Below are 25,289 nucleotides of genomic sequence, written 5' to 3' on the forward strand. Positions count from 1 at the left end.
TTGCGCTCTGAGCCCATATGCGAGATATGGCGACCGAACACTCATCTAACTCCTCGAACGAGACGACGGACTCACAGTCGTCGAACTCGAGTACCGCGTCCGTCGACCCGCGAGCACCGCGGTTCGGCCAATCGATCACGGCGACGCTGTTGCTGATTGGCGTCGTGTTTACGCAACCGGTGTTCGTCTACGCCGTGGCAGGGATTCTCGGATTCGCAGCGGTCTCGCGGTGGCGACTCGATCCCTACCACCTGTGCTGGAAGCACGTCGTGATCCCCGTGCTGGGCCGGCCGGACGAACCCGAACCCGCAGCACCGCACCGGTTCGCAAAACTGCTCGGCGCCGTCGGCGCCGGCGTTGCGTCGGTGCTTCTCGTAGTCGGATTCCCGACGGTCGGCTACGCGATCGCCGCGCTGGTCGCACTCCTCGCGGGGCTTGCGGCAACGACCGGATTCTGTCTCGGCTGCCGGATGTACAGACAGGTATCGTTCCTGCGGTCTCGAAACGTTCTCTGAACGTCGGTCGACTCGTTGTGCCGGCGTGCACGTGCTACTCGGGACTCGACGTTGCACTCTTGAGCTTTCGGACGGCGTCAGCATCGTTCTCGGCAATTTTGCCGACGAGTTTCCGCGCTCCCGCTTCGACCTCGTCGTTCGGAACGACCCGGTTGGCGATACCCAGTTCTCGCGCTCGTTCGGGGGCGACCGGCTCGCCCGTAAGCGCGATCTCTTTTGCGACTCTGGTTCCCGCAACCGCCTCGAGGTACGGAATCGATTCCGTTGGTGCGATACCGAACTGCACCTCCGGCAGCGCGAGTTTGGTCTCCTCCCCGAGCACGAGGAAGTCACACCGCAGGGAGAGGATGAACCCGATCCCGATGAGGGCACCGCGGGCCGCGACAGCGGTCGGATACGGTCTCGAGACGAGGAACTCGTAGATTTCGGCGGTCAACGAACCGATCTCGTCCGCGTACGTCTCGTCGTAGGCGGGGTCGGCGACGATCTCCCGGTCCATTCCGGCACAGGTCACGTCGCCGGCACCCGTGATGACGAGTCCACCGATCTCGTCTTCGGGGAGGTCGACGAGCGCGTCTCGCACGGCGGAGAGTGACTCGAGGGTGACGGCGTTGAGCTTCTCCGGACGGTTCAGCGTGACGGTCGCAATTCCCTCGGCGAAATCGACGTCGACGAGTGATGGCGAAGCCATACTCCCCTATCTGGACGGTTGCTGTTAACTCCCCACGGAACAGCTCGGTACCGACGCGAGGCGACCCGAAACTGAGCGAGGGATACTCGCGGTGACACGGCATCGCGCGCGTGACGAACCCGGTTACGCGGCGATCGGGAGCTCGATCTTGAATACTGTTCCCTCCGGATCGTTGTCCTCCATCTCGACCGATCCGCCGTACCAACTCAGAAACGTCTGTACCAGATGCAATCCCAGTCCGCTGCCGCCGCTGTGTTCGCCCTTTACGCCTCGGTCGAAGACTTGATCCTGTAACGCCGCTGGAATTCCGGGGCCGTTGTCCGCGATTCGAACGCACGCACGACCGTCGTCGATGGCGACGGAGATGTGGACCGTCGGAACCTCCTTGTCGTTGTGCAGTACCGCGTTTCGAAGCACGTTGCTGACCGCGGACGCGAGCGCCCTGTCCGCGGTGACCTCGACGTCCGGTGGTTCCTCGAGCGTGAACTCTGCGTGCGGAAACGCCTCGGCCGCCTTCTCGACCTCCTCTCGGAGTACCCGTTGGAGCAATATCGAGTGGGTCCAGTCCTCACCCGGCTGCTCGAGCGGTTGTGACAGCTCCGACGCGATCTCCGTGAGGTCTGCGATGTGCCTGACGGAGGTATCGATACGGTCGAGAATGGGTGCCGCGTCCGCTTCGAGCGACGACTCTTCGACCATTTCGTCGAGAATTTCGGTCCAGCCGAGCGCGACCATCGTGTCGTTCCGGATATCGTGACGGAGCATCTGGTTTAGCGTCTCGAGCTGTTCGTTGTGACGCTCCAGGAGCTGGTCGTACTGGACGCGCTTGGTAACGTCCTGGATGACCACGTGGTATCCGTACTCGACACCCCGGAGGTCAACGAGTCGCGTCGTCGAGACGGCGTACACGTTATCGTCGATCCACAACTCCGACTCTCCCCCGTTCGCAACGATGGCGTCGACCCATTCGGCCGCTTCGGAGAGCGTTCTCAGCGGTCGTCCGGCGATCGGGCCGGTTACGTCTAAGTACTCGCGCGCAGTCCGGTTGCACTCTACGACGTGACGCTCCGTCCCGACGATTAAGACCCCGTTCGGCGTCGTCTCGAGCATCATGTCGAACGGGACAGGGACGGTGTCGAGAAATCGGTACTTGAACAGGGCCCACGCGAAGATGGAGCCGGTGAACGCGTACAGGAACGGCTCGAGTTCGTACGTCGCTCCGAAGTCGAACACGGCCGGCCCGACGTAGTAATAAAAGGGTACGAGCGTTGCGTACGGTGCGAGAGCGATCACGAGAGCCCCGATCTGACTCCGCTGTCCCATTGTGGTCCGAAGGTACGTTCGCACCAGGAGGAGCAAGCCGACCGTGATCACGGCGTCACCGTACAGTCCGTCGATGGTGTACCACGGACCGACGTCGTAATCCATGTATGCGATACCACCCTCGTCGACCAACTGCGGGTTCTGGACGATGAGATCGGGAGCCAGCGGAGTGAACGCGAGCACGAGCGTGATCGTCGGGACGATCGCCAGGGCGACGAGCAGTTTCGGCGTTATCCAGCGGTTTCGTCCGGTGTACTCGAGGACGAACACGAGCGTCGCCGGCGGAATGAGCACCCAGCCGAGATACTGGACGCGCCACCAGAACAGGCTCGGTTCGAGAGCGACGATCGAGTACTCGATGACGGTCGTCCCGGCGTAGAACGCACAGCCGGACATCATAATCGCAAACGGGCGTGTGGCCGGCTGATCGCGGTACCACCAGCCAGCGATCGCGAGGGCGCTACAGATCACAAACGACGCGAAGAGTACCGGCGTATGGGGCGTCCACTGGAGTGCTAGATAAGGAAGAGACATATCGGTGCTATGCTATCAAACCACAAGGAATACTATTTAGTTTGGGTTGAAACCCCCATCTCGTCAGTAGGCCAGCTATCGTCCGCTAATCGGAGGGCCTGTAAAACGGAGGCTGTCGGTCCCCATCGTTACTCCGGGAGTGAATCCGTTTTTCGATCCCTGTGGGTGTTCCAGTTAGGCTACCGGGGCTTGTTTCGATATAGCATTATATGGTTTATTAGACGTGTAGCTACCGTCTGGCACAAGAAGAATGAAATGGTAACATAACGCAATCGATGCCGGTATCGGCCGTCAGAGACGGACTGTATTCCAGGAACGATTGCCACGATACAGAAGACGGTTTCTGGCAGCCGACAGCAGAACAGGTAGTGGCGATAGTACACCAGTCCGGACCACATCCGTACACGAACGGGCTGCTACCGATACTGTGGCTCTCTCCCTGAAGCGCACTATACCACGTCGGGACACGGTGGAAAGATCTCGTCCGGATACGTGGTACGGAACCAGAATCACGGTGGCACTATTGCTCTTCTCGAGACCCGAGCCGAGACCGATATTGAAACGACCGACACTGGCTCACTGGTCGCACTCGCCTATCGCGTTCCCTACCTTGTTATCACACGAACTACTGCCGTCTGCTCGCGAGGAAAGTAAATATTTCACGGAGATCGTGACGGTGTTCGGTCGACGAACTGTTTCGTTGGCCTCACAGTCGGTAGGGGAGATCCCGTTCCAGACGGCTCGAGCCCGCGTCTGTTCGTCCGTGAACCCGTTCCCCGTCAGTAGTGGTGGACAATCGCCGAGGACGCCTCGAGGCGTTCAGAACACCACTTCGGAAAGTCAGCGGAACGCGACCCTGCTTGATTCCGCGATGATCTCAGCGTGCTCCGCCGGTTCGACGGAGCCACCGATGAAGATGGAATTGATTCTCGAACACCACCAGAGTACGCGATCTGCCGTCTCGTATCGGTGCTGTATCGCACCAGTCACTCCTAACGTCGCTATATGGCCGCTGAGGCGATTTTATCGATCTCCGAACCTGTGGGGTGTGGAACTGCGTTTCGACGCCCTACGTAACCTCGAGAACGGGCTCAGCTGAGGCCAAGTCGCAGTCAGCCCCCGCCGATCGAAGTGAAATGGGTCGTCCCGAGCCAGGAATGTACACCACATCTACCGCGTAACGTCGTGGACCGACACCGCCGGTTCGCTACGGGTTGGAGATACGACTCGAGTTGGCTCCGGCCGCCCGAGCATAGGCTGATCGACGCCTCCCGAGCGTCGAACCGGCTCAGTCTCGTTCGAGTGACTCTCGTGAACCGAAAGCCCTCGAGCGCCACGACCGACCGAGCGGCGGATGTGGCGGCCCCGGCCGTGACGATATCGGCCCGTCACGACGAAGTCCTTGACAAGTGGTCTCCCTGGTGTCGGTTCAGTGACGGTCTCGAAATCTCGAGTGAGATTCCGGCCCCATCAGCGGGCTGAATTGGGTCGCGATCGCTCGCCGAAATTCACCGCGAAAACACCCCACCGTTCTCGCTTGATCGAGAGACGAATCCGAGAATATTTTCTCACATCCATACTTGGAATAATGTGGTAATTTTCACGGATGTTCACGTGCATTTATCGCTCGAAAACACACGAGCTACCATATGTATGATAGTTATTTTGGCGCGCTAATCAGGCGTCTATTCTCGAGTTTGCTCGCCCAATAGCCAACTTCAACTGCCGCAACTACATCTGATATCTCAAACTGTGGCCCCAAAATCACCCGATTTCAATCTCAAACCGTATCCTCTTTCAAGATCCAATCCGAAAAGGTGGGCCCGCATTTGGCGCAAAACTCGGCCCGCGAGAAGAGATAAAAACACTTAGCCCGAATAATGGGTAGATTGATTATCACCGCGTTTGATTGGTGCCGTATGAGCGATTCGGCGGACACCGAACGAACCACCGTCAAGACCTACGTCCCGTCCTACCAGAAATCTGAATGGCAGTCTCACGCCGACGATCTGGGGATGAGTCAGGCCGAGTTCGTTCGGACGATGGTGCAGGCCGGTCGATCGGGGTTCGATGGCGACCGAGAGGAACCCCATTCTCCGGACTCAGACCCTGGGGGTAACGGCCTCGAAACACGGGTCCTCAAACTACTCGAGTCTGACACGTATTCGTGGGACGAGTTGCTGGAAGCGGTGTCGGACGACATCGAATCGCGACTCGACGAAACGCTCGAAAATCTCCAGGCGAACAACCGGGTTCGATACAGCGGACGCCACGGCGGATACACCGCCGTCGACGGTGGTGTCGATGGCGACTGAACGCGGAACCGACGTCCCGGCGGACGTGACGGATCCGATCGCGTACTTCCTCGAGGACCAGCGCTATCACGGCAAGAGCGAACGGACACTCGAGGCCTACGAGCGCGTCCTTCGGCGGTTCGAGGCGTTCGTGAGCGAGCGCTTCGACGTCGATCGGGTGGGATCGGCCCAGCGACGGGAGTGTATGGCCTGGATCCACTCCCTTCGAGGGGGGTTCGAACCGAGCACGATCGCGACCTACGCCTCGTATCTCAACCGGTTTTACGACTACATGAACCGGGTCGGCGTCTTCGACGACAATCCGATGGCCCTGGTGATGGAGGAGCTGTCCGAATCGATCGATACGAACCCGACGAGACGGGACATTTCGGTTCCGGAGATGCGCGAGTTCGTCGACGAAATCGACCACCCGCTCGAGCGGGCCGTCGTCGTCACGCTGTTGAAAACGGGGATGCGCGTCGGCGAGTGCTGTAACCTCGATTTGCAGGATCTGAACCTCGAGATGCCGGAAATCGAACGCGAGTGGGACCCCCGCGTCGGCCTCGAGCGGCGACCCTCGTCGGTGTTCGTCGCCGCGGCGCCCGCTCGTGGTGCGACCGTCAACGGCGAGGAGCGAACGGCGTCGAACAAACGCAAGCGGGATACGGTCGTTCCCGTCGACGACGAACTCCGGCGGGCGCTCCTCGAGTGGCTGGCGATCCGCCCGGACCCAGTTTCGGACGCCGACCCGCTCTTTCTCGATACCGGCGAATCGTGGGGTGAGCGCCTGACGCCGTCGGACGTGCGCTATATCGTCGAGAAACACGCTCGAGAACGCGGCTGGTATCGCACGGGTGGCGGGACACAGGAGAACGTCACTCCCCACTACTTCCGACACTTCTTCACGACTCACCTCCGAGATCGGACGGGCGATCGAGGTATCGTCCAGTATCTCCGAGGAGACGTCGCCGGTGACGTGATCGATACCTACACCCACAACTGGGGTGATCGCGTTCGAGAGACGTACCTCGAGCACATTTACTCCGTCAGCCGATAAATCGCGGAGAGCGCTATCGACCGACCGCGGCGTAGCCCGTAAGCGTCACCGAAGCCCAGACTCTCTCGCGACAATTCTCGGCCGATCGACTGTACCAGTTTCATTATTTACTACTACTGTAGTATTTGACCACGGTCGAAAACAGCCTAATAAATTGCATATCGCTATATCTAATTGATGGTGAGCTGTTCGACGCTCGAGTGTTCGAAATCGGACGATAGGGGCCACTCTGGTAGCTTCTCGACGAATAACGGAGGTGGCGTGTACCGACGTTTGGAGTACGTGACTCGTCGGCGGTGTCAGCTGAGTGGAATTAACCGCTCTTCGCGGAAAGGGCAGTTCCGAGGCGTGTTCTACTGTTCGACCGCGAGCGCCGTCTCGAGGTCGGCTCCGTTCAACAGCGCGCGCACGCCGTCGACCGTCTCGCTCACTTCCGGCGTACTCTCCAAGAGCACGGTCTCGCTCGGGAACAGTTGTTCGCCCAGCAACAGCCCGTGTTCTCGAGCCGTCGATCCCGTCACCGTCAGGTAGACACCGAGCCCGGCGTCGGCGATCGCGGCCTCCTCCTCGCGGCCCTCCTCGGGATACGTGAAGTCGACGCCGTCGAGCGTTCGGGTTCCGAGAACGGCCTGCACGAGCCGTTCGTATCGCGGTTCGATGCAGAGCGGACCTTCGTAGGACTCGAGGAAATCCCGGTCGAGCGGTCCCGTCGATGGTGACACCGCAGGGGTGGCCATCAACGTGTGATAGACGGTGTCGCCGAGGCCGGTGACGACGCGAACGTCGGTATCGGACGGATCGATTCGGGCGTTGATGTCGGCGATCCGGTCGAGCGGTTCCGGACGGAGTTCGACGACCTCCTCTAAGACGAGATCGGCGCTATCGAATCCGAGCGCGAACTCGTGGGTCCGCAGGGCTCGAAACGGTTCCTCACGACCGACGAGCTGGATCTCCGTCTCGTCCGGGACGCCGTCGATCCCTTCGAGCGGGATCGTGACGCTGTCGAAGACGATCCGTCGGGGTTTACCGGCCCGATCGTCTCGCAGGAGCGTGTACTCGGGCTCGGTGGGATCCTCGACGGTGCTGTAGTCGGCGAGACGATGGTAGACGTGTTCCTCGGCGTCGTCTTCGGGGTCGACCGTCCCCTTCGTGAGTGCCTTCTCGTGACGAAGCGTCGACGTGATATCGTCCGCGAGATCGGCCACGTCGAGTCGACGCGCGAATCGGTCGAGCACCGACTCGAGCGGTCGCCCCTTGCGTGGAACAGCGATCGGTATCGTCTCGCCCATCGACGAATCCTCGACCGGCGACGGATAAACGCGTTGCGTTTCGAAAACGAGAGTGAGAATTCGGGTCGAGACCGTCCTCGAAAAACGGCGTCGTTCGTGTTGACAATTGACAGTCAGTTCTGAAGACCGCGAACCGTCCTGCGGTCACACCGATATCCAGGAACAGTAGCCCATCTCAGTCCGTGAACATCGAGCCGAGCTGATCGCGCCACTCCTGAATGTCGGAAACGTCGGCCTGAACGTCCTCGAGGTCACCTTCGATCGCTTCGACGTCGTCCTCCACGTCTTCGACGTCGTCGACCACATCGTCGAGATCCTCGGCCACGTCTGCAACGTCGGCTTCGACGTCGTCGAGGTCTTCCTCGAGATCGGTGACGTCGTCCGCGACCGTCCCGACGTCTGCTTCGATAGCCAAAACGTCCTCCGTGACGTCGTCGAGGTCGTCCCCGAGTTCGTCGACGTCCGTTTCGACGGCGCCGATCCCGCTTTCGAGGTCGGCGTTCCAGTCGGAGAGATCGCTCACGTCGGCTTCGACGTCGTCGACGGTCGCTGCCGTCTCGTCGAGTCGGTCGTCCATGGCCGAGAACTCGTCTTCGAGGCTACTGATATCGGCAGTGAGCTCCTCGATGAGCTGTTTCCCGGTCCCGTTCTCCGCTAAGAACTGCTCGAGTGCGTCGGTGTAGGCGGCGACCTCCTCGACGCGGCGCTGCAGGTGGTCGACTTTGGCAATATCCGGACCCGACGGCTCGAGGTCGAGTTCGGCGCGGAGCGCCTCGAGATCGTCGTCGTCGACGTCTCCCTCGCGAATTTCCGTCGCGAGTCGGCCAGCGACGGAGCCGTCGAACGCCGTTTCTGAGCTGTCCGTCCCAGAGTCGGCGTCGGTCGCATCAGTCGCGCCCGTTTCGCCGTCTTGACCGTCGGCTGCGGCGTCTACGGTGTCCGCCTCGGCATCGACGGCCGATTCGTCGACGGCGGTCGATGGCTCGTCGACGTCCGTCTCTTCGGTCGTCGATTCGTCGTCCTCGAGTTCGGGTTCGTCGACGGACGAGTCGGGCTCCGTGTCGGCGAGGTCGCCATCGTCGGTCGACGGCGTGTCGACATCGGTCTCGACGTCCTCGCTCGACTCAGCCAGCGGCGGTTCGTCTTCGTCTGCACCGTCGTCGTCCGCTTCGTCTACACCGTCGTCGATCTCCAAGTCGTCGTCCTCGACGGTGGCTGCAGCGGCTTCGAGATCGAGTTCGATCTCGGGTTCGGCGTCCGTCTCCTCCTCGTCCTCGAGGTCGAGTTCGTCCGTCGCGTCGTCTTCATCGTCGACACCGAGATCGATCTCGAGATCGGTCTCCTCGTCGTCAGCGTCGTCGGGTTCCGGAATCTCGTCCTCTTCGAAACCGAGATCGATGTCCGGCGTATCGTCTTCGTCCGTGTCGGTCTCGTCCTCGACCGGCTCCGGTTCGGGATCGACGTCGCCGAGGTCGAGATCGAGTCCGCCGGCTTCGTCCTCGAGTTCGTCCGCGTCGTCAGCGGCCTCGACGTCGCCGTCGTCTCCGTCGGCTTCGGCCGATTCGTCGTCCTCGAGGCCCGGAACGGACTCGGATTCGCCGGCGATCATATCCTTGACGGCCTGATTTCGGTCCTCCGAGACGATGTTTCCGATGACGTCGTCGGCGACCTCTTCGGCCTCCGTTCCGCCATCGTCGCCGTCGGAACTGACCTCGACGATCTCCGGCTCGGTCAGGAACTGATCGGCATCGCTCTCGTCGTCGATACGGATGCCGTAGACCGTAACGAGTTCTTCGTCGGGCTCGAGCGTGCCGGTGAACTCGACGTGGTTGTCCTGAAAGGCGGTCCAGTCGTCGCTGTTGTACTCGGGGTGGAACCCGACTTTGTCCATCGGGAACGATTCGGGGATCGATTCGGAGAGTCGAAATACAACCTGTTCGTCACGTTCAGATTCGATCTCGAAGCGGATCGCAGGTACGGGAAACTCGTCCGCCGCGAACGTTTTCCGGACGGATAACCCGTCAGCATCGACCTCGATCACGTCGTCCGTGTCGGCGGTGCTACTCATGAGGCCAACGTTACCACACCATTACTATAAATGATACGGACAGTATCAGATCTGGTTCACGTAGCGAGACTAGAGGTCGACTCGATCGCCGATCTCGACCAGATCGAGTCGCGTCGGGTACTCGAAGCTCTTCGCGTGGTGGTGGAGCACCTTCGGGTCCGAGGTCAGTCCGCGCCACATATCCCAGTGACTTGGGAGGAGTCGCTCGAGTTGCAGCGCCGACGCGGCTTCGACGATCTGATTCTCGTCGTTGTACCAGCGGGTTCGTTTGGGCTCGCGGGTCTCCTTGTCCGGAATTCGACCGACGGTGCCGAAGGCGAGGACGCCGAGGTCGATATCGTACTCGTCACCGAGCCGTTCGAACTCGTCGGACGGCTTCGTATCGCCGCCGTGGAAAACGGTCCCGGCGTCGTGTTCGAAGACGTAGCTCACGGGGTGGGTCGCGTCGGGATCGTTGGCGTCCTCAACGTGGACGGTGAACTCGCCGATTTCGACGGTGTCGCCCTCGCCGACCTCGGTGAACTGATCGTCCGCGAGATCCCACTCTGCGGTCCACTCCTCGTCGTCTCGGGCGACGGCGAGGCTGTCGTCGGGTGCGTAGAAGGTGGCCCCGGTCTGCTCGAGAATCGGCGCCTGACTCGCGCCGTGAACGTGGTCGGTGTGTTCGTGCGTCGCGAGAACGGCGTCGGCTTCGGCGACGTCTTCGGGATCGAACGGAACGGGAATCATCCGGACGGTTCGCGGCGGATCGCCCAGCCCGAGGTAGGGATCGATGTAGACGGTCGTTCCCTCGTTTCCCTTGAGAACGAAGCCGTTACAGCCGAGGTACCAGACTGCGACTCCGTCGGGCGAAGCGTCTTCGATGTCACGAACGAGCCAGTCTCCCCAGTCACTCTGGATCATGTGCGTTCGTGCGAGGACCGACTGCGTAAGTGTTGTTGTCTCGACGGACCGTGGGTGCCAACGGCTGGACGAGTGAAAGTCCAAGGAGGTGAGACGAGTGCCGCGAGAAACGAGGGGAGGGCCGAAGCAACGGGGATCGTGAGTAATCCAATCCCGTGTCGGTCAGTGTGCGATCGGCCGTCGCGACCGTCCGGCGCGTTACAGCGGAATTTCTGACTGCCCGGTTTCGATCGGGACGTCCAGTTGGTCGAGTCTCGAGCCGAGCAACTGTCGCATGAGCACGACGAAACCGTTGTCCGCCCCCTCACCGAGCAGTGCGGTCTCGTCGTACTCGCCGTCGGCTGCCGGCGTCCCGAGCGTCCCGAGCAGAACCGCTTCGCGGTCCGCAAACACCAGCCGGCCCACGGACTCGCCGTTCGGTGGCAGATCGAGCCAGTTTTGTTGCGGTTCCCAGAGGACGGCCTCCGGGGCGCGGTCGCGAACGATCTCGCGAACGCGCGGATCCCGCGACCCGACGTAGACGTCGACCCCGCGATCGATCGCGTCTTCGACCCGACGGAAACAGCCCTCCTCGAGCAGCCCCGTCGTCGTGAACATCATAAACAGTTCGTCCTCCGCCCGCTCGCAGAGCGACTGGCCGGCCGTGACGATCGACTCGCGTCCACGAAGCGTTCGGACGTCGTCGCTCGAGTCGGACACCGACTCGCCGGACGTCGACTCGGTGGCCGACTCCACGCGGTCGGATTCGTCCCCGAGCCACTCGACACGCAGTTCCGGGTGGCCCTCGTAGGAGACGCTGCTCGTCTCGGAATCGTAGCCGACGAGATCGGCGTCGTTCAGTCTCGGCAGGTGGACGTGGACGAGCGACGTCAGTACCGTTTCGAGGCGTTCCCGAGACACGTCACGCTCGGCGATCCCCGCCTCGCGAGCCGCGACGTCCCGAGCCAGTGTCTCGGTCGATATCGGGTGGTACTGGTTCGCGAGAACGGCAAGGATCGTTCGACGACGCGAGTCGGCGAGGGCGCCGAACAGCGCGTCGAGGTCGGCATCTCCGTTGGTCCGGCCGGTGACGACGGCTTCGATCTCTGGGTCGTCGAACGCCCAGTGGTCGGTCGTCGCGAGCGAACCGTCGTCGGACTCCACGACGAGTCCGGCGTCGATCAGCGCGGGCAGGTACTTGTGCTCGCAGCCGAGGAGCGCTCGCTGGTGGTCCTCGTCGGACACCGACGCCAGTGGGGTATCGGTGGTTACTGCGGCCAGCCGAAAGGCAAGATCCGATTTCGGGATTTCATCCGACGATCGCTCGTGGATAATACGGATTATTTCGCGCCGAGTGCTGTTTGCGAGCGCGTCGAAGACCTCTTCTCGAGATCGCGGCGACCGGTCGCTGACGTCGGGATTACTCATCGACTACTGATCGGTGGCTATCGGGCAAAAGAACTGCTCCAAATCAGTTTGGAATCAGTCCGAAATTACTAATTGAATGGTGACCTTCTCCCGAATAAATTCAATATTCCGTGAACGGTAGCCGTGTATTTCGAGAAAAATACGGGCCGGATAATACCGATCGCCGTATCCAACAGAGTCCGCCATCGACGCTTCTCCTCGATGTATCCGTCTCTCGACTGACGTCGCATTGGTCCACTGCTTCCGACGCATTTGCTCGCTGGGGCAACGTTGAGACGATTGCCGACACGTGCGTTCTACTGTATGTCGAACAAACTACTGGGCTCGAGTCCTCGACGGCGACAGCTCCTCCAGACGCTCGGCGGTGCGGCGGGCGTCGCACTGCTCGGAACCGGTGCGACGACGGTCGCGGCGGACGAACACGATGCCGACACCGGAGACGGGCAACGAGCCCGGTATCGACTCCCGGAACTGCCGTACGAGTATGACGCACTCGAGCCTCACATCGACGAACGGATCATGGAGTTACACCACAGCGAGCACCATCAGGCCTACGTCGATGGCGCGAACGAGGCGCTCGACGAGTTCGAGACGATGCGTGAGACCGGGGAGTTCGACGGAATTCGCGCCGCAAAGCGCGATTATTCGTTCAACCTTTCGGGCCACGTCAACCATACGATCTTCTGGGAGAACATGAGTCCCGACGGCGGCGGCGAGCCCGACGGGGACCTCGCGGCCACGATCGACGAGCAGTTCGGCTCGTTCACGAACTTCCAGGACGAGTTCACGGCGACGGCGAACGCCGTCGAGGGCGACGGCTGGGCGATGCTGTTCTACGAGCCGCTCGTGGACGCGCTCGTGATCGGCCAGGTCGAAGGCCAGAACGAACTGGCCCACCAGCGAGCGATTCCGATCCTCGCGCTTGACGTCTGGGAGCACGCCTACTACCTCCAGTACGAGAACGACCGCGAGGCCTACGTCGAGGAGTGGTGGAACGTCGTCGACTGGGCGGACGTATCCCGGCGATATGAAGTACTTACGGGCGCACGCGGGGCCGACGAGGAAACGGAGTCCGAGGACGGGCCGTCGGAACCCGCGGCTGACGAGGGCGGGCTGCCCGACGACGAAGCCGAGCCCACTCCCGAGGCTGACGACGGGCCAACGGATCTCGAGCACGGAGACGCAGAAGGAACGTAGCACCGCCGAGTCGACTGATTCAATCTTTTTCCGAGGCCGACGGGAGCCCGCAGTCGTTACCAGGTGCCGTGGAAGGTGTCGAACGAGAGGCTGTCGAGCGGCTCGTCGCCAACCGCGATCCGGTACTCGCCGGGAGTGAGCATCGGTTTGTGGAACTGCGGCCCGTCGTCGGTGGTGATCCGCGGACAGCCGGTGTTGACGAAGGCGTCCATATCGAAGTTTCGCAGTCGATCCGGCGTCACCTCGTCCATGGTGATGAGGTAGGCGTTCTCGTTGTCGTCGATGATGTCCTGGGCGATCTCCCAGCGGCCCTGGCCGATCTTGGTACAGAAGATGACGCCCCACTTCTCGGCGTCCATCGCGCGGTGGACGGCGCCGTAGCGCTGCTTCATGAATTTGTCCGTGTCCGCTGGTGTGACGACGTTGTTGACCGGATCCGCGATGACGACGTGTTTGTCGGGGTGTTCCATCGCCAGGCCGAGCGGGTGGAACTTCCCGCCGCCGACGTAGAGCACCTGGTCCGCGGGTACGTCCGCGCTCGCGTAGTTACAACCGAGCACCTGTCCCTCGTGGGTCAATCGTTCGTCGCCGCGGCGGCTCTGGACGTCGTAGCCCTGTTCTTCTAAGAACTCGCACATCTCCTCGTAGCGGTTCATGTGCTGGGCGGTCGTGACGAGACCGACGCCCTCGGTCTCCTCGGGCGGCTCTAAGGTGTCGAGCGCTTCCTCCATGATGGGGAGCACCTCGACGTTCGAGAACAGCGGCACGTAGATCACCTTGTCCGTATCCTTCATCGGCGAGTGGCCGAAGTGGACGAAGACGTCGGTGCGTTTCATCAGGTAGGTGTCGAGGTCGCAGGCGCCGTAACACGGCTGCCCCGAGAGCATGAACGTCACGCCGTCCGTGAGCTCTCGGAGGTCGTCGGCGACCGCGGGACCGCGTCGCTTCAGTCCCTCGGGAAACTGCAGGCCGACCTTCGTCGCGTCTCGCTCCTCGATGGCGTCGACGATCTGCTCGAGTTCGTAGTCCCACTCCCGATCGTGCTTCAACCGCATCCCGGTGTTTCGGAGGTCACCTTCGGTGTACTCCGACTCTTGACTCATTGACCGTCTTAACGACCACGGACGTAAATACTGCACGCTGTGAGGAATACGGCAGACTGGACGCCGTATCGGCTGAATTCGCGTCTGACTCGAGCGGACCGTATCCGACCGCACGGTTCGAAGTGACCCAATTTGACGGCGGTAGCTATCACGCCACGACGGCGGTACTATCGAACTGGTAGCGCGACCCAACAGTCATAGTACTGGAGTATAAACCCGGTAGCAATGCCAGCGGAACAGCCTGCAGACGGGTATCTCTTCGATATCTATCGTCGATACATCGGCGAACCGGAGGACCGAACCGACGTCTACGTCGGGTTCAGCCTGTTTCTCGGCGGAATCGGACTCGCGATCGTCGCTCTGTTACTCTTCGTGTGGAGCGGGACTTTCGAGACTCGGTCCGCATCGTACATCGCCTGGGTACAACCCGCGTACGCGCTCGTAATGATTTCACTCCCCGTGTTCATGCTCGGGGTCGTGGTGTTGTTGCCGTCGGAACGGCGGATGCTGTACACGTCGATCGCCGGCGTCGCGATCACGATCGGTGCGATCATCGGTTTCATCGGTGCGTACCCGGACGACTGGAACGGCTACGGAAACGATTACACAGTCGAAGTCGTCGCGACCTACGCCGTCGGTCTCGCCGGCATCACCGCGTCCACGGGGGCGGCGCTGATCGCCCACTATCTGGATATGGCCCAGCAGGTCCGGACCGTCGACCCGGACGACGAAACCGACGAGGAAGACGAACTCTCCGATGCGGACGTCCGCAAGGACATCGACGAGGCGATGGAGGACGTCGAACTCTCCTGGGGTGGCGTCGAAAAGACCGAGCACAAGCGTCTCAGCTTTTCCGAGGACGAGTTCGACGCGGTGTCGGTCAACACGGACGCCGGAACGAAGACGGCACGTTCGACGGGCGTCGACGCGCAGGTCGCGGGACTCAAGGGACTGAAAGGCGGCGAGACGAAGACTACGACCTCCCAATCGACGGTCGACGATCAGACGGCGAAACTCAAGGAACTGCGCGAACAACAGCAAGCGGAGGAGCTGGCGACGGCCGAGGACGACGGCTCACCGCTCTCTGGTCTGCTCGATCGGCTTCGAGAGCTTTTCGGCCGAAAGTAATCGGCTGCTGCCCTGCGTTAAACCATTCTTATTGTCTAGCAGTCTGAGCTGTAAGTTATTCACATAGATTTATAATCCATCGGCCGCCTTGCCAAACTATGGCGAAAGGCCTAGACGTTGGAACGATGAACATCCTGTCAGCACAGCAGGATGGGAACGATACGGTTTTCGTGCAACAGCGTAACTCCTTCGTAGAGATCGAATACTCGGATATGGCCGAGCAGATGCTCTCTCGAAGCGAAGTGCTTCACATTCGTAAGGACGATAAGGTGTACGTCGTCGGCGACGACGCCCTCAACTTTGCGAACATTTTCAACAAGGAAACGCGGCGCCCGATGAAACACGGGATCCTCTCGAACGACGAGAAGAGCGCGATCCCGATGATGAAGCTCATCATCGAGCAGGTCGTCGGCGAGCCCGCGTATCCGGACGAGAAACTGTACTTCTCCTCGCCCGCGGATCCGATCGACTCGGATCTCTCGACGCTGTACCACCAGAAGACGATCGAGTCGTTCCTCGACGATATGGGATACGACTCCGAACCGATCAACGAAGGGATGTCCGTCATCTACAGCGAACTCGCGGACAACAACTTCACCGGACTCGGCATCTCGTTCGGTGCCGGGATGACGAACGTCTGTCTGGCGTACTACGCGGTGCCGGTCATGAAGTTCTCCGTCGCCCGCGGTGGCGACTGGGTCGACGAGCAGGCCGCCCGCGCGACGGGCACGCCCGTCGACAAGGTCACCTCCATCAAGGAGGACGACTTCGAACTGGACTTCACGACGGACGTCGGCGGCGTCGAGGGTGCGCTCTCGATCTACTACGAGAACTTGCTCGACTACGTCATCGAGAACATCGTCAAGGAGGTCGACGAGGAGGACGTCGAGGAAGGACTCGACGTTCCCGTCGTCGTCACCGGCGGCACCTCGAGCCCAAGCGGTTTCGAGGCGCTGTTCCGTGACCACTTAGAGGACGCGAACATTCCGTTCTCGATCAGCGGCGTCTCACACGCCAACGAGCCGCTGTACAGCGTCGCACGCGGTGGCCTCGTCGCTGCGCGTTCCGACGAGGACGTTGACCACGACACCGGCGCGGACGACGAAGAAGTCGAAGCGGAAGCCGAGTAAGCGACCCGGTTTTTCCGTCTCCTCAGCCTCTCGTGAGAGTCATCACTGCGTAGCCGCGTTCGATCGCGAGAGAATCAGTCGGCAGCGTCGCCCAGTCAGCCGTCAGCAGCCGCCGCCCCGTTGGCACCGGTCGCTCACTGCTCGTAAAATCGATTGAACGCGTCTCGCCAGGACTCCGTCTCTTCCCCCTCTTGGACGTGGTCGACCGGGACGTCCGCGAAATCACAGTGTGGACAGGTTACCGTCGAGGCGTCACCCAGCGAGTATTCCTCCAGCGACCCCTGGCACCGTGGACAGTCCATACCTATCTCTCACACGGTCTCTCCTTAACTCTATCCACATTTGTCATGAAGCCGGCACACTCGAATCGTTCGAGCGACGCGACCGATCCGAGGTACTTCACGCGCCATATTACTACTGAGCATTTACAAAGGTTTTTGTATGCGACTCATGTATGTGGTTGCAATGAGTACGTCACCGACCCCCGAAGCCGATCGGACGATCAGCGACTGTCGACCCGCCGACGTGACGCCCGTCACGCTCGAGGCGCCGACGCTCGAGTCGACGGCGCCCGGCTACCTCCGGGATCTGAAGCGCGACCTGACCGCGGACGGGCTGATTCCGGCGGAGCTGGCCGTCGACGCCTGTTTCGACGAGGACTGCTCGCTCGCGACCCAGGAGGAGATCGACCGCGTGCGAGGGTACGTGCGGGCCGGTGCCTTCCTCGGCGTCGGAACCGTCACGCTCGAGATCGACGATATCGCCGATCCGGAGAAAGTGCGTCCCGCGCTGGCCGCCTGTGCCGAACGCGCCGAGCGCGAGGGACTCGCGCTCGAACTCGACGGGGCTATCACGCTCGACTCCTAACGACGCGGTAATGTCCGGCCCGTCGCGACGTACCCTCGCTCGAGCGCTCGAAGCGCTCGCCGACTTTTCCGATCCGTCAGCCGCGCTCGAGCAGTATCTCACGCCGCCGGAGATCGCCGCCCACGTCTGTCACCAGGCGCGGATGCAGGACGATCTGTCGGGGTGGGTCGTCGATCTCGGCACCGGAACCGGGATGCTCGCGATCGGGGCCTCGCTCGCGGGGGCCGAACGCGTCGTCGGCGTCGACGTCGATTCCGACGCGCTCGCACTGGCCGAGGCGAACGCCGCACGGATCGACGAGGCGGGGCGTAACGGACTCCTCGAGTGGGTCCGCGGCGACGCGACTCGACCGCCGCTCTCGGTGGGCGATACCAACGTGACGGTCGTCTCGAACCCGCCGTTCGGCGCCCAACGCGGCAATCGACACGCCGACCGCGAGTTCCTCGAGACGGCCCGATCGATCGCCGATGTCTCCTACACGATCCACAACGAGGGGAGCCAGGAGTTCGTCGAATCGTTCGCCGCGGACGAAGGCGGCGACGTGACACACGCGTTCCGGGCCGAGTTCCCCATCGCCAACCGGTTCGAGTTCCACACCGACGCCGAGCGAACGCTCGAGGCGGAAGTGTTCCGTATCGAGTGGCAGTGATCGGCCGGGTTCGTGTGGACGGCTCGAGCGCGGGGGTGGCTCCGGAGACTCTATTAGCCGCTGAGATGTTGAATTCGCGCGTAGCGACTCGCCCGCCAACCGGTGACGAGCGCGACGACCGTTCCGACGACGATGGCCAGCGCGAGTCCGAGCAGGTAGACCTCGAGCGGCGTCTGGAGCAGTTTCCCGAACCCGATAACCGACGACGCGAGGTAGTTCAGCCCGGCCGCGAGCAGGGGTGTCAGGACGAGCCCGAGGATTCCGCCGAGAACGCCGATGACGAGCCCCTGGACGGCGATCGTTCCCGCGAGCACCCACCGCGAGAGCCCGATCGCCCGGAGGGCGGCGAGTTCGTCCCGCTGCTGGTAGGCGACGAGGGCGAACAGGTTGACCGTCAGGACGATCCCGCCGACGACGGCGAGGCCGATCAGCGTCGCGCCGCTGGCGAGGACGAGCGGCTGTTCTTCGAACATCGCACCGATCTGCTCGTCGCTGGTCCGGACGTCGTAGGCCGCGTACTCCTCGTCCAGTTCCGCGACGACGACGTCGCGATCGGCGTCGTCCTCGACGCTGGCGGTGATGAACGTCGCCCGATCCGTTCCGGTCGTCCCAGCGATGGCCTGGAGATCCGTCAGCGGGATCGTCTCCGTGTCCGAGCCCAGATACTGCGAGTAGTACGCGGAGATCCCGACGACGGTGAACTCGTGGTTCGCCGCTGACTCTCGACTGGTCCCGACGTAGACCGTATCGCCCACGTCGATGTCGTGCGCCTCGGCGGTATCGGGATCGAGCACGATCTCCTCGTTCTCAGGTTCGCTGGGCCGTTCGCCGTCGGCGTACTCGCCCGAGGAGTGGTTCATCTCCGTCTCGAACCCGCCTCCCTCCTCGAAGCCGAAGCCGTCGTGGGTCTCGTGGACCCCGACCGCGGACGTTCGCTCGAGCTCGTCGCTCTCGGTCCCGACGTAGATATCGTGCATGGCGATCGGCGCGGCCGAACTGACGTCGTCGCGCTCGCTCATCTCGGCGGCGAGGGCGTGGGAGCCGACGATCGGGTTTGCCGTGCCGCTGGCCGAGGGATCGATCGGGTCGCTCGAGACCCAGATATCCCGATCGGCGTTGTCGAGTCCGTCCTCGCCGGTCTGGACGACGCCGACGCCGAGACTCGCGAGCAGCGTCACGGACAGCACCGCGAGCGCGACCGCGAACACGGTGAGTGCGGTCCGTCCGGGCGAACGCCGAAGCTGTGCGACCGCCAGTCCGACGACGGCTCGTAGCCGGCGGCCCGCTCGACGGAGCGTCGAGGTCATCGACCCACCTCCTCGAGGACGGAGGTTCGCGCGGCGACGGCGAGCGGGTAGGGGATGGCGACGAGCCCCGAGACGAGCGCGACGGCGAGCGCGTAGGGGACGAGTATCGGGTGGACGACCGCGACGGCACCCGGCGCGACGGTCGCGCTGGCCAGCGCGTTGACGGCGTAGATGCCGCCGACGCCGAGGACGATCCCCACCAGTGCGCCCGCGAGGGTCGTCAGCAGCGTCGAGACGGCGACGATCGAGAGCCGACTCCGCGCGGGGTAGCCGACGGCCTCGAGGACGGCGAGGGTTCGTCGGTCTTCGGTGACGGTCATCCCCGCGGTGGTCGCGACGAACGAAGCGCAGATGGCGATGCCGACGACGAACGCGAGCAGGCTCGTCGCGAACGCCAGCCCGTCGCCGAACAGCGCAGACGGATCGGTTCCGTCGTGGGATTCGATCGCGGCGTCGGGATACTCGTCTGCGGCGGCCGACTCCGCCGCGTCGGTGTCGCCCCAGATCAGCACCTGGTCGGCCAGCTGGTCGTTATCCGCGCCCGAAAGCGTCTGGAGTTCACTCAGATGGACGAGCGCGACCGGCGTCTCGTCGTCACCGTCACCGGCCTCCTCGACGGCAGTGGCCGTCACCGTCGGCGCGGACGCGTTCTCCGGCACCTGCGACCCACCCACGGTCAGCTCGTCGTCGGTCTCCGCCTCGAGCCGTTCTGCGGCCGCCTCGGAGAGCACGAGTTCGCCCTCGCGCGGGCCGTCGTACGACCCGTTGGCGTAGTGTGGATCGCCCGGCTCGAGGGCGTCGGTCGGAAGCCCGCCAACGGTCCGAGGCTCGTCGTCGGGGACGACGCCGACGAGGAGGACGGTCTTCGGTTCGTCGTCGCCCGCGGATTCGAGTTTCACCGGTTCAACCAGTACCGGCGAGGCGTGGTCGACGTCGTCGCTCGAGCGAATCGATTCCGCACGCTCGTTCGCGTCGCCGAGTCGCGGCCCCTCCACGCCGTCGACGGCCGACAGCGCACCGCTCTCTTCGGGAACGATCTGGACGTCGGCGTCGGTGTCGTCGACCGCGCCGCCGCCGGCGAGCCCGAGCGCGACTCCGGTCACGACCACCAGCAGGGCGATCGTCAGGGCGACGGCACCGACCGTCGCCACGACGCGACTCGAGCGCGTTCGAACCGTACGCTTCCACAGTCTGACGACCGAAATACCGACGAGGCCGCGCCAGCGCGTTCGGCGGGAGCCGTCGCGCGCGGCGTCGAACTCGTCGTCAGCCTCCATCCGAGACCACCCGTCCATCGCGAAGGGTGACCACGCGGTCGGCGACGGCGAGCGTCGACTCGTCGTGCGAGGCGACCAGCAGGGCCCGATCGCGGCCGATATCCATCAGGAGGTCGAGCACGTCCTCCCCCGTCGCCGTGTCGAGTTCGCCCGTCGGCTCGTCGGCGACGATCACGTCCGGGTCGGTGACGAGCGCCCGCGCGATCGCGACGCGCTGTCGTTCACCCCCGCTCAGTTCGCCCGGAAGGTGGTGAATCCGGTCGCCGAGGCCGACCTTCTCGAGCAGCGTTTCGGCGCGCTCGCGTCGCTTCGCTCGAGGAATTCCAGCCTGCACGAGCGGTAAGGCGACGTTCGCGCGGGCCGAGAGCGACGGGAGCAGATGAAAGCGCTGGAAGACGATCCCGACGTGTCGACGTCGCAACCGGGTTCGTTCCCGGTTCGAGCAGGCCGTGAGATCGGTGTCCAGCAGTTCGACGGCGCCGTCGGAGGGAACCAGCAGTCCCGAAACCGCGTGGAGGATCGTCGACTTGCCGCTTCCGCTCGGTCCCTCGAGACCGACGATGTCGCCCGCCCGCACGTCGAACGAGACGTTCCGCAGGGCGGTCACGGTTCGATCGTCGCCCGAGCGGCCTCGGCCGCCGTTCGCCCCGTACTCGTGGGTGACGGACTCGAGCCGAACGGCCGTCGGCGATTCGACGTCGTCGGTACTCGAGTCGTCGTCCGAGGCGGTCGTCTGCCGCAGTGCGTGGTTGCTCATCGGTCCAAAGTTCAACTCGATCGAACGAACGTCGGAGCCGGATATTGTTTCTCTCCGGCTTCTCTCGGCCACGTAGCCGTTAACGACTCGATCGAAACCGCCAAACTGGTTCTCAGCCACCACAGTAATCGGTACGCGACGGTCTCGAGTTTCGACTGGTTCGCCAGCGTCGATCGGAGGCCTGTCTGGCGAAACGTCGTTGTAATACTGACTGTCTCGCTCGACTAGCCGTTTCTGTTGGCATCAACTGAGCGAAACCGCGGTCTAATTCGCGATAGAAGCACCAGCACGCCCGGTTTCATCCCATCGCACTCGCTCTTCCGAACCGGATCGATCGCTGTCACGAACGGACGGCATACGGAGTTCAGGCCGTCGCATCCGTCGGCAGACTCGTACTCGGTTGCGAAATCGGGAGCGGCTACTCCTCGTTCGCGATGGCGATCCGCGTTCCGTCGGCGGCGGCGTAGATGGTGTCGTCCTCCCGCTCGAAGGCGAGTCCGCCCGCTGTAGTGGACTCGTTCGACTCCGGCACCGTCGTCGTCTCGACCTCTCCGGTCTCGATCGACTCGACCTCGAGGGTGAACTCGCCGTCCACGGACGACATCGTCACGTTCTGGTCGTCGATCCGGACGTCCGCACGCGACCCGTTCGACTCGTGGGCGAGCTGTGGATCGTCACCTTCGGCCCAGATTTCGACCTGGTAGACGCTGTCGTTGCCGACCGGCTCCCAGCCGATCCGCTCGACGTGGACGGTCTCGCGCCAGCCGGGTCCGCCGACGGCGATCGACTCCTCGCTCGAGAACTCGAGTTGCCGGGCCGGGACCACCTCCGCCCAGAGCTGTCGCTCCTCGCTCGTGACGATCACGCCGCTGGCATCGAGGGCGACGGCGTCGGACAGCGGCCCGACCCTGACGGGTGAGACGAGTTCGTACTCGACGTCCTCGGCGTACTGAATCGTGTAGTCCTCGATCTCGACGGCCGCGTCCGAGGAGACGTTCGCGTCGTCCAGCACGAAGAAGTTGACCGGGATCGCCATGCCCGCAAGGACGGCGAGAACCACGAGCACGAGCGTGAACGCGGCCTGTCGCTGTCCGATACTCGAGAGCCGGCTCGAGTCGCGAGAGTTAGGCGTGGCGGCGAGTTCGCTGATTCGCTCGAGGGGAGCAGTCAGGGCTGTCGCGTCGGTACTGGTTTCGGACCGATCATCGCTGTTTCGAGCGAGTTCGAGCGGGCGGGCGACGGCTGATTCGGACGGGGGCCCGCGGACCCGAGTGAATCGCCGGCTGATGCGTTCCGGGACGAGCGGTCGCTCGGTGGCCGTGATCGCGACGGTAACCACGAGCGCGAGCACCGTGACGATCAACACGCCGGGACCCTGGAAGAGGTAGAAGACGTTCCCGCCGCCGAACCAGTAGATCTGCCAGAGCCCCTGTGCGAAGCCGAAGATGAGGATCGCGATCCAGATTCGAAGCGCGTCGGGGCGGTGTCCGCGTCGTCGAAGCAGTGCGATTCCGAGTACGAGACCGATGAAAAATCCGAGCGCGTGGCCCTGAATGGCGATGCCGGCCCACGACGGTGCGGAGGGGGGACTCGATTCGGCGACGTAGATCCCGATCGGATTCCGGAGCGCGCGGTAGAGCGTCAGCAACACGCCCTGGACGCCGAGGACGCCGACGATCGTCACGATGGGGTAGTGAACGAGGGCGAACGCGGCGAAGGCGAAGACGACCCCCGAGAAGCCGATCACGGGCCCGAGCGCGAACAGGCTCGTGATGATCGTGATCGCGACGACGACGAGCGGAAAGAGCAAGAGCGCGCGGAACCACGGGTCGGTTCGCCACGAGTCGGACGACTCAGCGCCGCGTTCGTCGGGGTAGTGTCCCCAGGCGTACTCCGCGATGGGCGCGACGACGACGGCAGCAGCGAGGTTTCCGAGGATGTGGTTCGGTCCGGCGTGCGAGAACGACGCCGTCAGCATCCCCAGCGGATAGAAGTACGAGTACGCCCGGTAGGGGATCGTCACGGGATCGTCGAACGCCGTGATTCCGTCCTGGACGAACAGGTAGACACACCAGACGAGCGCGATGACGATCAGCGACCCCCACGGGACGCCCATCACGAGTCTCGAGCGGGCTACGTCGCCCCACCGAGCGTCGGCTCGATGGAGTCGACTGACGACCGCGACGGAGAGGAGCACCGTGGCCACCGTGATGATCGGGAGGACGACCGTCAGGAGGACCCACTGGACGGTCTCGAGCGAGGGCATATCCAGACGTTCGAGCGAGCGTGTATATGGATTTACTTCTGTGACGGTCGGTTCGACTGGTTTCACGACGCTCGTGAGTCGATCGAACCGCGTACTGTGGCGCGTGCTGGCTGCGAGGTAACGGCGCCTCGCGTCGCGAGCAGACGGGCATAGAGCGCCCGTGAGACGACGGCAAAGCCGTTCCGCAGTGCCCGTGAGAACCGATCTGCCGGGGAGAACGGCCAGTGTGAGCAGGGGTGCTCAGAGACTCCCAACCACCGCAAACGGGTGCCGGGACGTTCGAACAACTGCAGACGAGCCACTGTCGCCGCGTCTCGCTGACCGCTCCAGTCCGAACAGAAAGGTACAAGCGGCCGACGACCGGACTCATCGACATGGAACTGCGGGTCACCGAGAGCACCGAGAACGAACTCTCGATCGAGATCGCCGGCGAGGATCACACGTTTATGAACGTCCTGAAGGGGACGCTGCTCGAGCACGACGACATCACGGCCGCCACCTACGACGTCAACCCCGAACAGTCTGGTGGCCAGACGGAGCCGATTCTGACCATCAAAACAGTCGAAGGTGTCGATCCTCTCGAGGCGCTCGAGGAGGCTGCCGCCGACGTCCGCGGGAAAACGACGGCGTTCCGCGACGCGTTCGAAGCGGCCGCCTAAGCAGGACCGATCGCCGACGCGTCTCGCACTTCTCGTTCAACACGTCAGATAGACGCCGTAGAGCGCGCCGTCGGGACCGACGTGGAGGTCGAGTCCTTCGGACTCGAGTCCGGACTCGTTCAGACGGTCGCTCGCTACTACCGCTTCGACAACAGTCTCGGCGAGCGCAGCCTCGTCGTCGTAGTCGTCGATCGACCCGGAGATCGGCACGCTCCCGCCGACGAGATCGTTGCGACATTCTACGCCAAAGTCACTCCCATCCACCGAATCCGGATTCGCGTTCTCGTACGTTCTGGCCACGTCCGCGCGGTTTACGTATTCTGCGTACGCCGCTAGTCCGTCGTCGTAGGACCGCGACTCGTCCGCGTCCCGTTCTGCCTCGAGTCGATCGTGAACCTCGCCTTCGGTCGCCTCGAGATCGATTCCGGCAGCCTCCGTTCCCTCGCCGGGCGCGTCCGGCGGCGACGGCGTTCCGATACCGGGGATGATCGACGTCGAGACGATCCCCGTCGCGAACAGGGCGACGATCAGGGCGAAGCCGACGACGATCGGCGCGTAGGGTTTGGCGACCTCGAACCAGCTCGGGACCTCGAGGTCCCCGTCGACGTCGCTGTATCGCTGCTCGGTCTTCTCCAGATCGTGGTCGCCACAGCGCGAGCAGGGCGGGTTGTTCTTCATGTGCTGGCGACCGCAGTTCGAACAGACCCACATGTACTGCGTGCCGGTGTCGACGGTCTCGAACTCCTGTTCGCGGACGACCGCCTCCTCGAACGTGTTGTGGCCGCAGCTATCGCAGGGCGGATCGTTCGACTCGTGTGGTTTCCCACACCACGTACACCGCCACTTCACTGGTAGTAGAGCACGACCG

At 63.1% G+C, this 25,289-nt stretch carries 22 protein-coding genes; 9 read left to right on the forward strand and 13 right to left on the reverse strand.

Annotation, left to right across the window (positions count from 1 at the left end):
* Positions 1–26: 26 nt before the first annotated feature.
* Positions 27–515 carry a DUF4395 domain-containing protein gene (locus BLT08_RS10785; protein WP_175529284.1) on the forward strand — a complete coding sequence of 163 codons (489 nt, stop codon included), beginning with the start codon at positions 27–29 and terminating at the stop codon, positions 513–515.
* Positions 516–549: 34 nt separating this feature from the next.
* Here BLT08_RS10785 and BLT08_RS10790 read toward each other — a convergent pair whose 3' ends face one another.
* Positions 550–1,206 (reverse strand): enoyl-CoA hydratase/isomerase family protein, encoded by a 657-nt coding sequence (locus tag BLT08_RS10790; protein WP_090306343.1) that lies wholly within the window; start codon positions 1,204–1,206, stop codon positions 550–552.
* A gap of 123 nt (positions 1,207–1,329) precedes the next feature.
* Complete coding sequence (locus BLT08_RS10795) at positions 1,330–3,063, reverse strand: sensor histidine kinase (protein WP_090306346.1); 1,734 nt, start codon at positions 3,061–3,063, stop codon at positions 1,330–1,332.
* Positions 3,064–4,982: 1,919 nt separating this feature from the next.
* Here BLT08_RS10795 and BLT08_RS10800 point away from each other — a divergent pair.
* Together BLT08_RS10800 and BLT08_RS10805 are read left to right on the forward strand one after the other, a co-directional pair.
* The gene (locus tag BLT08_RS10800) at positions 4,983–5,378 is read left to right on the forward strand and encodes a DUF5805 domain-containing protein (protein WP_090306348.1); all 396 of its coding nucleotides are present in this window, start codon (positions 4,983–4,985) and stop codon (positions 5,376–5,378) included.
* Entirely contained in the window at positions 5,368–6,414 is a 1,047-nt protein-coding gene (locus tag BLT08_RS10805; RefSeq protein ID WP_090306350.1) for a tyrosine-type recombinase/integrase, read from the forward strand. The genes BLT08_RS10800 and BLT08_RS10805 overlap by 11 nt, the downstream gene beginning before the upstream one ends.
* A 353-nt stretch (positions 6,415–6,767) precedes the next feature.
* On the opposite strand, the gene BLT08_RS10810 is transcribed toward BLT08_RS10805, so the two are convergent.
* The 4 genes from BLT08_RS10810 to BLT08_RS10825 all read right to left on the reverse strand — a co-directional run bounded on the left by BLT08_RS10810 (position 6,768) and on the right by BLT08_RS10825 (position 12,081).
* Positions 6,768–7,703: a phosphoribosyltransferase HisG-related protein gene (locus tag BLT08_RS10810; protein WP_090306353.1), complete on the reverse strand. Its 936-nt coding sequence runs from the start codon at positions 7,701–7,703 to the stop codon at positions 6,768–6,770.
* Between the two features lie 175 nt (positions 7,704–7,878).
* Positions 7,879–9,771 (reverse strand): midas domain-containing protein, encoded by a 1,893-nt coding sequence (locus BLT08_RS10815; protein ID WP_090306355.1) that lies wholly within the window; start codon positions 9,769–9,771, stop codon positions 7,879–7,881.
* Between the two features lie 69 nt (positions 9,772–9,840).
* Positions 9,841–10,674, reverse strand: a complete 834-nt coding sequence (locus tag BLT08_RS10820; RefSeq protein ID WP_090306358.1) for an MBL fold metallo-hydrolase — start codon at positions 10,672–10,674, stop codon at positions 9,841–9,843.
* Between the two features lie 198 nt (positions 10,675–10,872).
* Positions 10,873–12,081 carry a DUF7344 domain-containing protein gene (locus BLT08_RS10825; protein WP_090306361.1) on the reverse strand — a complete coding sequence of 403 codons (1,209 nt, stop codon included), beginning with the start codon at positions 12,079–12,081 and terminating at the stop codon, positions 10,873–10,875.
* Between the two features lie 303 nt (positions 12,082–12,384).
* On the opposite strand from BLT08_RS10825, the gene BLT08_RS10830 reads away from it, so the two are divergent.
* A complete protein-coding gene (locus BLT08_RS10830; protein ID WP_090306364.1) occupies positions 12,385–13,278 on the forward strand; it encodes a superoxide dismutase in 894 nt (297 codons plus the stop codon).
* A gap of 56 nt (positions 13,279–13,334) precedes the next feature.
* Here the strand turns inward: BLT08_RS10830 and dph2 are convergent, their stop codons facing one another.
* A complete protein-coding gene (dph2, locus tag BLT08_RS10835) occupies positions 13,335–14,381 on the reverse strand; it encodes a diphthamide biosynthesis enzyme Dph2 (RefSeq protein WP_090306367.1) in 1,047 nt (348 codons plus the stop codon).
* Positions 14,382–14,606: 225 nt separating this feature from the next.
* On the opposite strand from dph2, the gene BLT08_RS10840 reads away from it, so the two are divergent.
* Complete coding sequence (locus tag BLT08_RS10840; protein ID WP_090306370.1) at positions 14,607–15,509, forward strand: cell division protein CdpA domain-containing protein; 903 nt, start codon at positions 14,607–14,609, stop codon at positions 15,507–15,509.
* Between the two features lie 98 nt (positions 15,510–15,607).
* Positions 15,608–16,639 (forward strand): disk-shape morphogenesis protein volactin, encoded by a 1,032-nt coding sequence (locus BLT08_RS10845; protein WP_006091426.1) that lies wholly within the window; start codon positions 15,608–15,610, stop codon positions 16,637–16,639.
* Positions 16,640–16,773: 134 nt separating this feature from the next.
* Here the strand turns inward: BLT08_RS10845 and BLT08_RS22555 are convergent, their stop codons facing one another.
* Positions 16,774–16,941 (reverse strand): zinc finger domain-containing protein, encoded by a 168-nt coding sequence (locus BLT08_RS22555; RefSeq protein ID WP_139171298.1) that lies wholly within the window; start codon positions 16,939–16,941, stop codon positions 16,774–16,776.
* 163 nt (positions 16,942–17,104) lie between these two features.
* Between BLT08_RS22555 and BLT08_RS10850 the strand changes: the two genes are divergently transcribed.
* Both BLT08_RS10850 and BLT08_RS10855 read left to right on the forward strand, forming a co-directional pair.
* Positions 17,105–17,506: a DUF7961 family protein gene (locus tag BLT08_RS10850; protein ID WP_090306372.1), complete on the forward strand. Its 402-nt coding sequence runs from the start codon at positions 17,105–17,107 to the stop codon at positions 17,504–17,506.
* A gap of 10 nt (positions 17,507–17,516) precedes the next feature.
* On the forward strand, positions 17,517–18,155 hold the full coding sequence (locus BLT08_RS10855) for an METTL5 family protein (protein ID WP_090306376.1): 639 nt from the start codon (positions 17,517–17,519) through the stop codon (positions 18,153–18,155).
* Positions 18,156–18,208: 53 nt separating this feature from the next.
* Here the strand turns inward: BLT08_RS10855 and BLT08_RS10860 are convergent, their stop codons facing one another.
* The 4 genes from BLT08_RS10860 to BLT08_RS10875 all read right to left on the reverse strand — a co-directional run bounded on the left by BLT08_RS10860 (position 18,209) and on the right by BLT08_RS10875 (position 23,762).
* Complete coding sequence (locus BLT08_RS10860) at positions 18,209–19,462, reverse strand: ABC transporter permease (protein WP_090306379.1); 1,254 nt, start codon at positions 19,460–19,462, stop codon at positions 18,209–18,211.
* The gene (locus BLT08_RS10865; protein WP_090306383.1) at positions 19,459–20,739 is read right to left on the reverse strand and encodes an ABC transporter permease; all 1,281 of its coding nucleotides are present in this window, start codon (positions 20,737–20,739) and stop codon (positions 19,459–19,461) included. Before BLT08_RS10865 ends, BLT08_RS10860 begins: the two co-directional genes overlap by 4 nt.
* On the reverse strand, positions 20,729–21,496 hold the full coding sequence (locus tag BLT08_RS10870) for an ABC transporter ATP-binding protein (RefSeq protein ID WP_090307665.1): 768 nt from the start codon (positions 21,494–21,496) through the stop codon (positions 20,729–20,731). Before BLT08_RS10870 ends, BLT08_RS10865 begins: the two co-directional genes overlap by 11 nt.
* Positions 21,497–21,914: 418 nt before the next feature.
* Positions 21,915–23,762: a rhomboid family intramembrane serine protease gene (locus BLT08_RS10875; protein ID WP_090306387.1), complete on the reverse strand. Its 1,848-nt coding sequence runs from the start codon at positions 23,760–23,762 to the stop codon at positions 21,915–21,917.
* A 374-nt stretch (positions 23,763–24,136) separates the two neighbouring features.
* On the opposite strand from BLT08_RS10875, the gene BLT08_RS10880 reads away from it, so the two are divergent.
* On the forward strand, positions 24,137–24,421 hold the full coding sequence (locus BLT08_RS10880) for a DNA-directed RNA polymerase subunit L (protein WP_090307668.1): 285 nt from the start codon (positions 24,137–24,139) through the stop codon (positions 24,419–24,421).
* 36 nt (positions 24,422–24,457) lie between these two features.
* On the opposite strand, the gene BLT08_RS10885 is transcribed toward BLT08_RS10880, so the two are convergent.
* Positions 24,458–25,270, reverse strand: coding sequence for a hypothetical protein (locus BLT08_RS10885; RefSeq protein ID WP_090306390.1), 813 nt, complete (start codon positions 25,268–25,270; stop codon positions 24,458–24,460).
* Positions 25,271–25,289 lie beyond the last annotated feature (19 nt).

The organism is Natronorubrum texcoconense (assembly GCF_900100335.1).
In the GTDB taxonomy this organism is placed as follows: Archaea; Halobacteriota; Halobacteria; order Halobacteriales; family Natrialbaceae; genus Natronorubrum; species Natronorubrum texcoconense.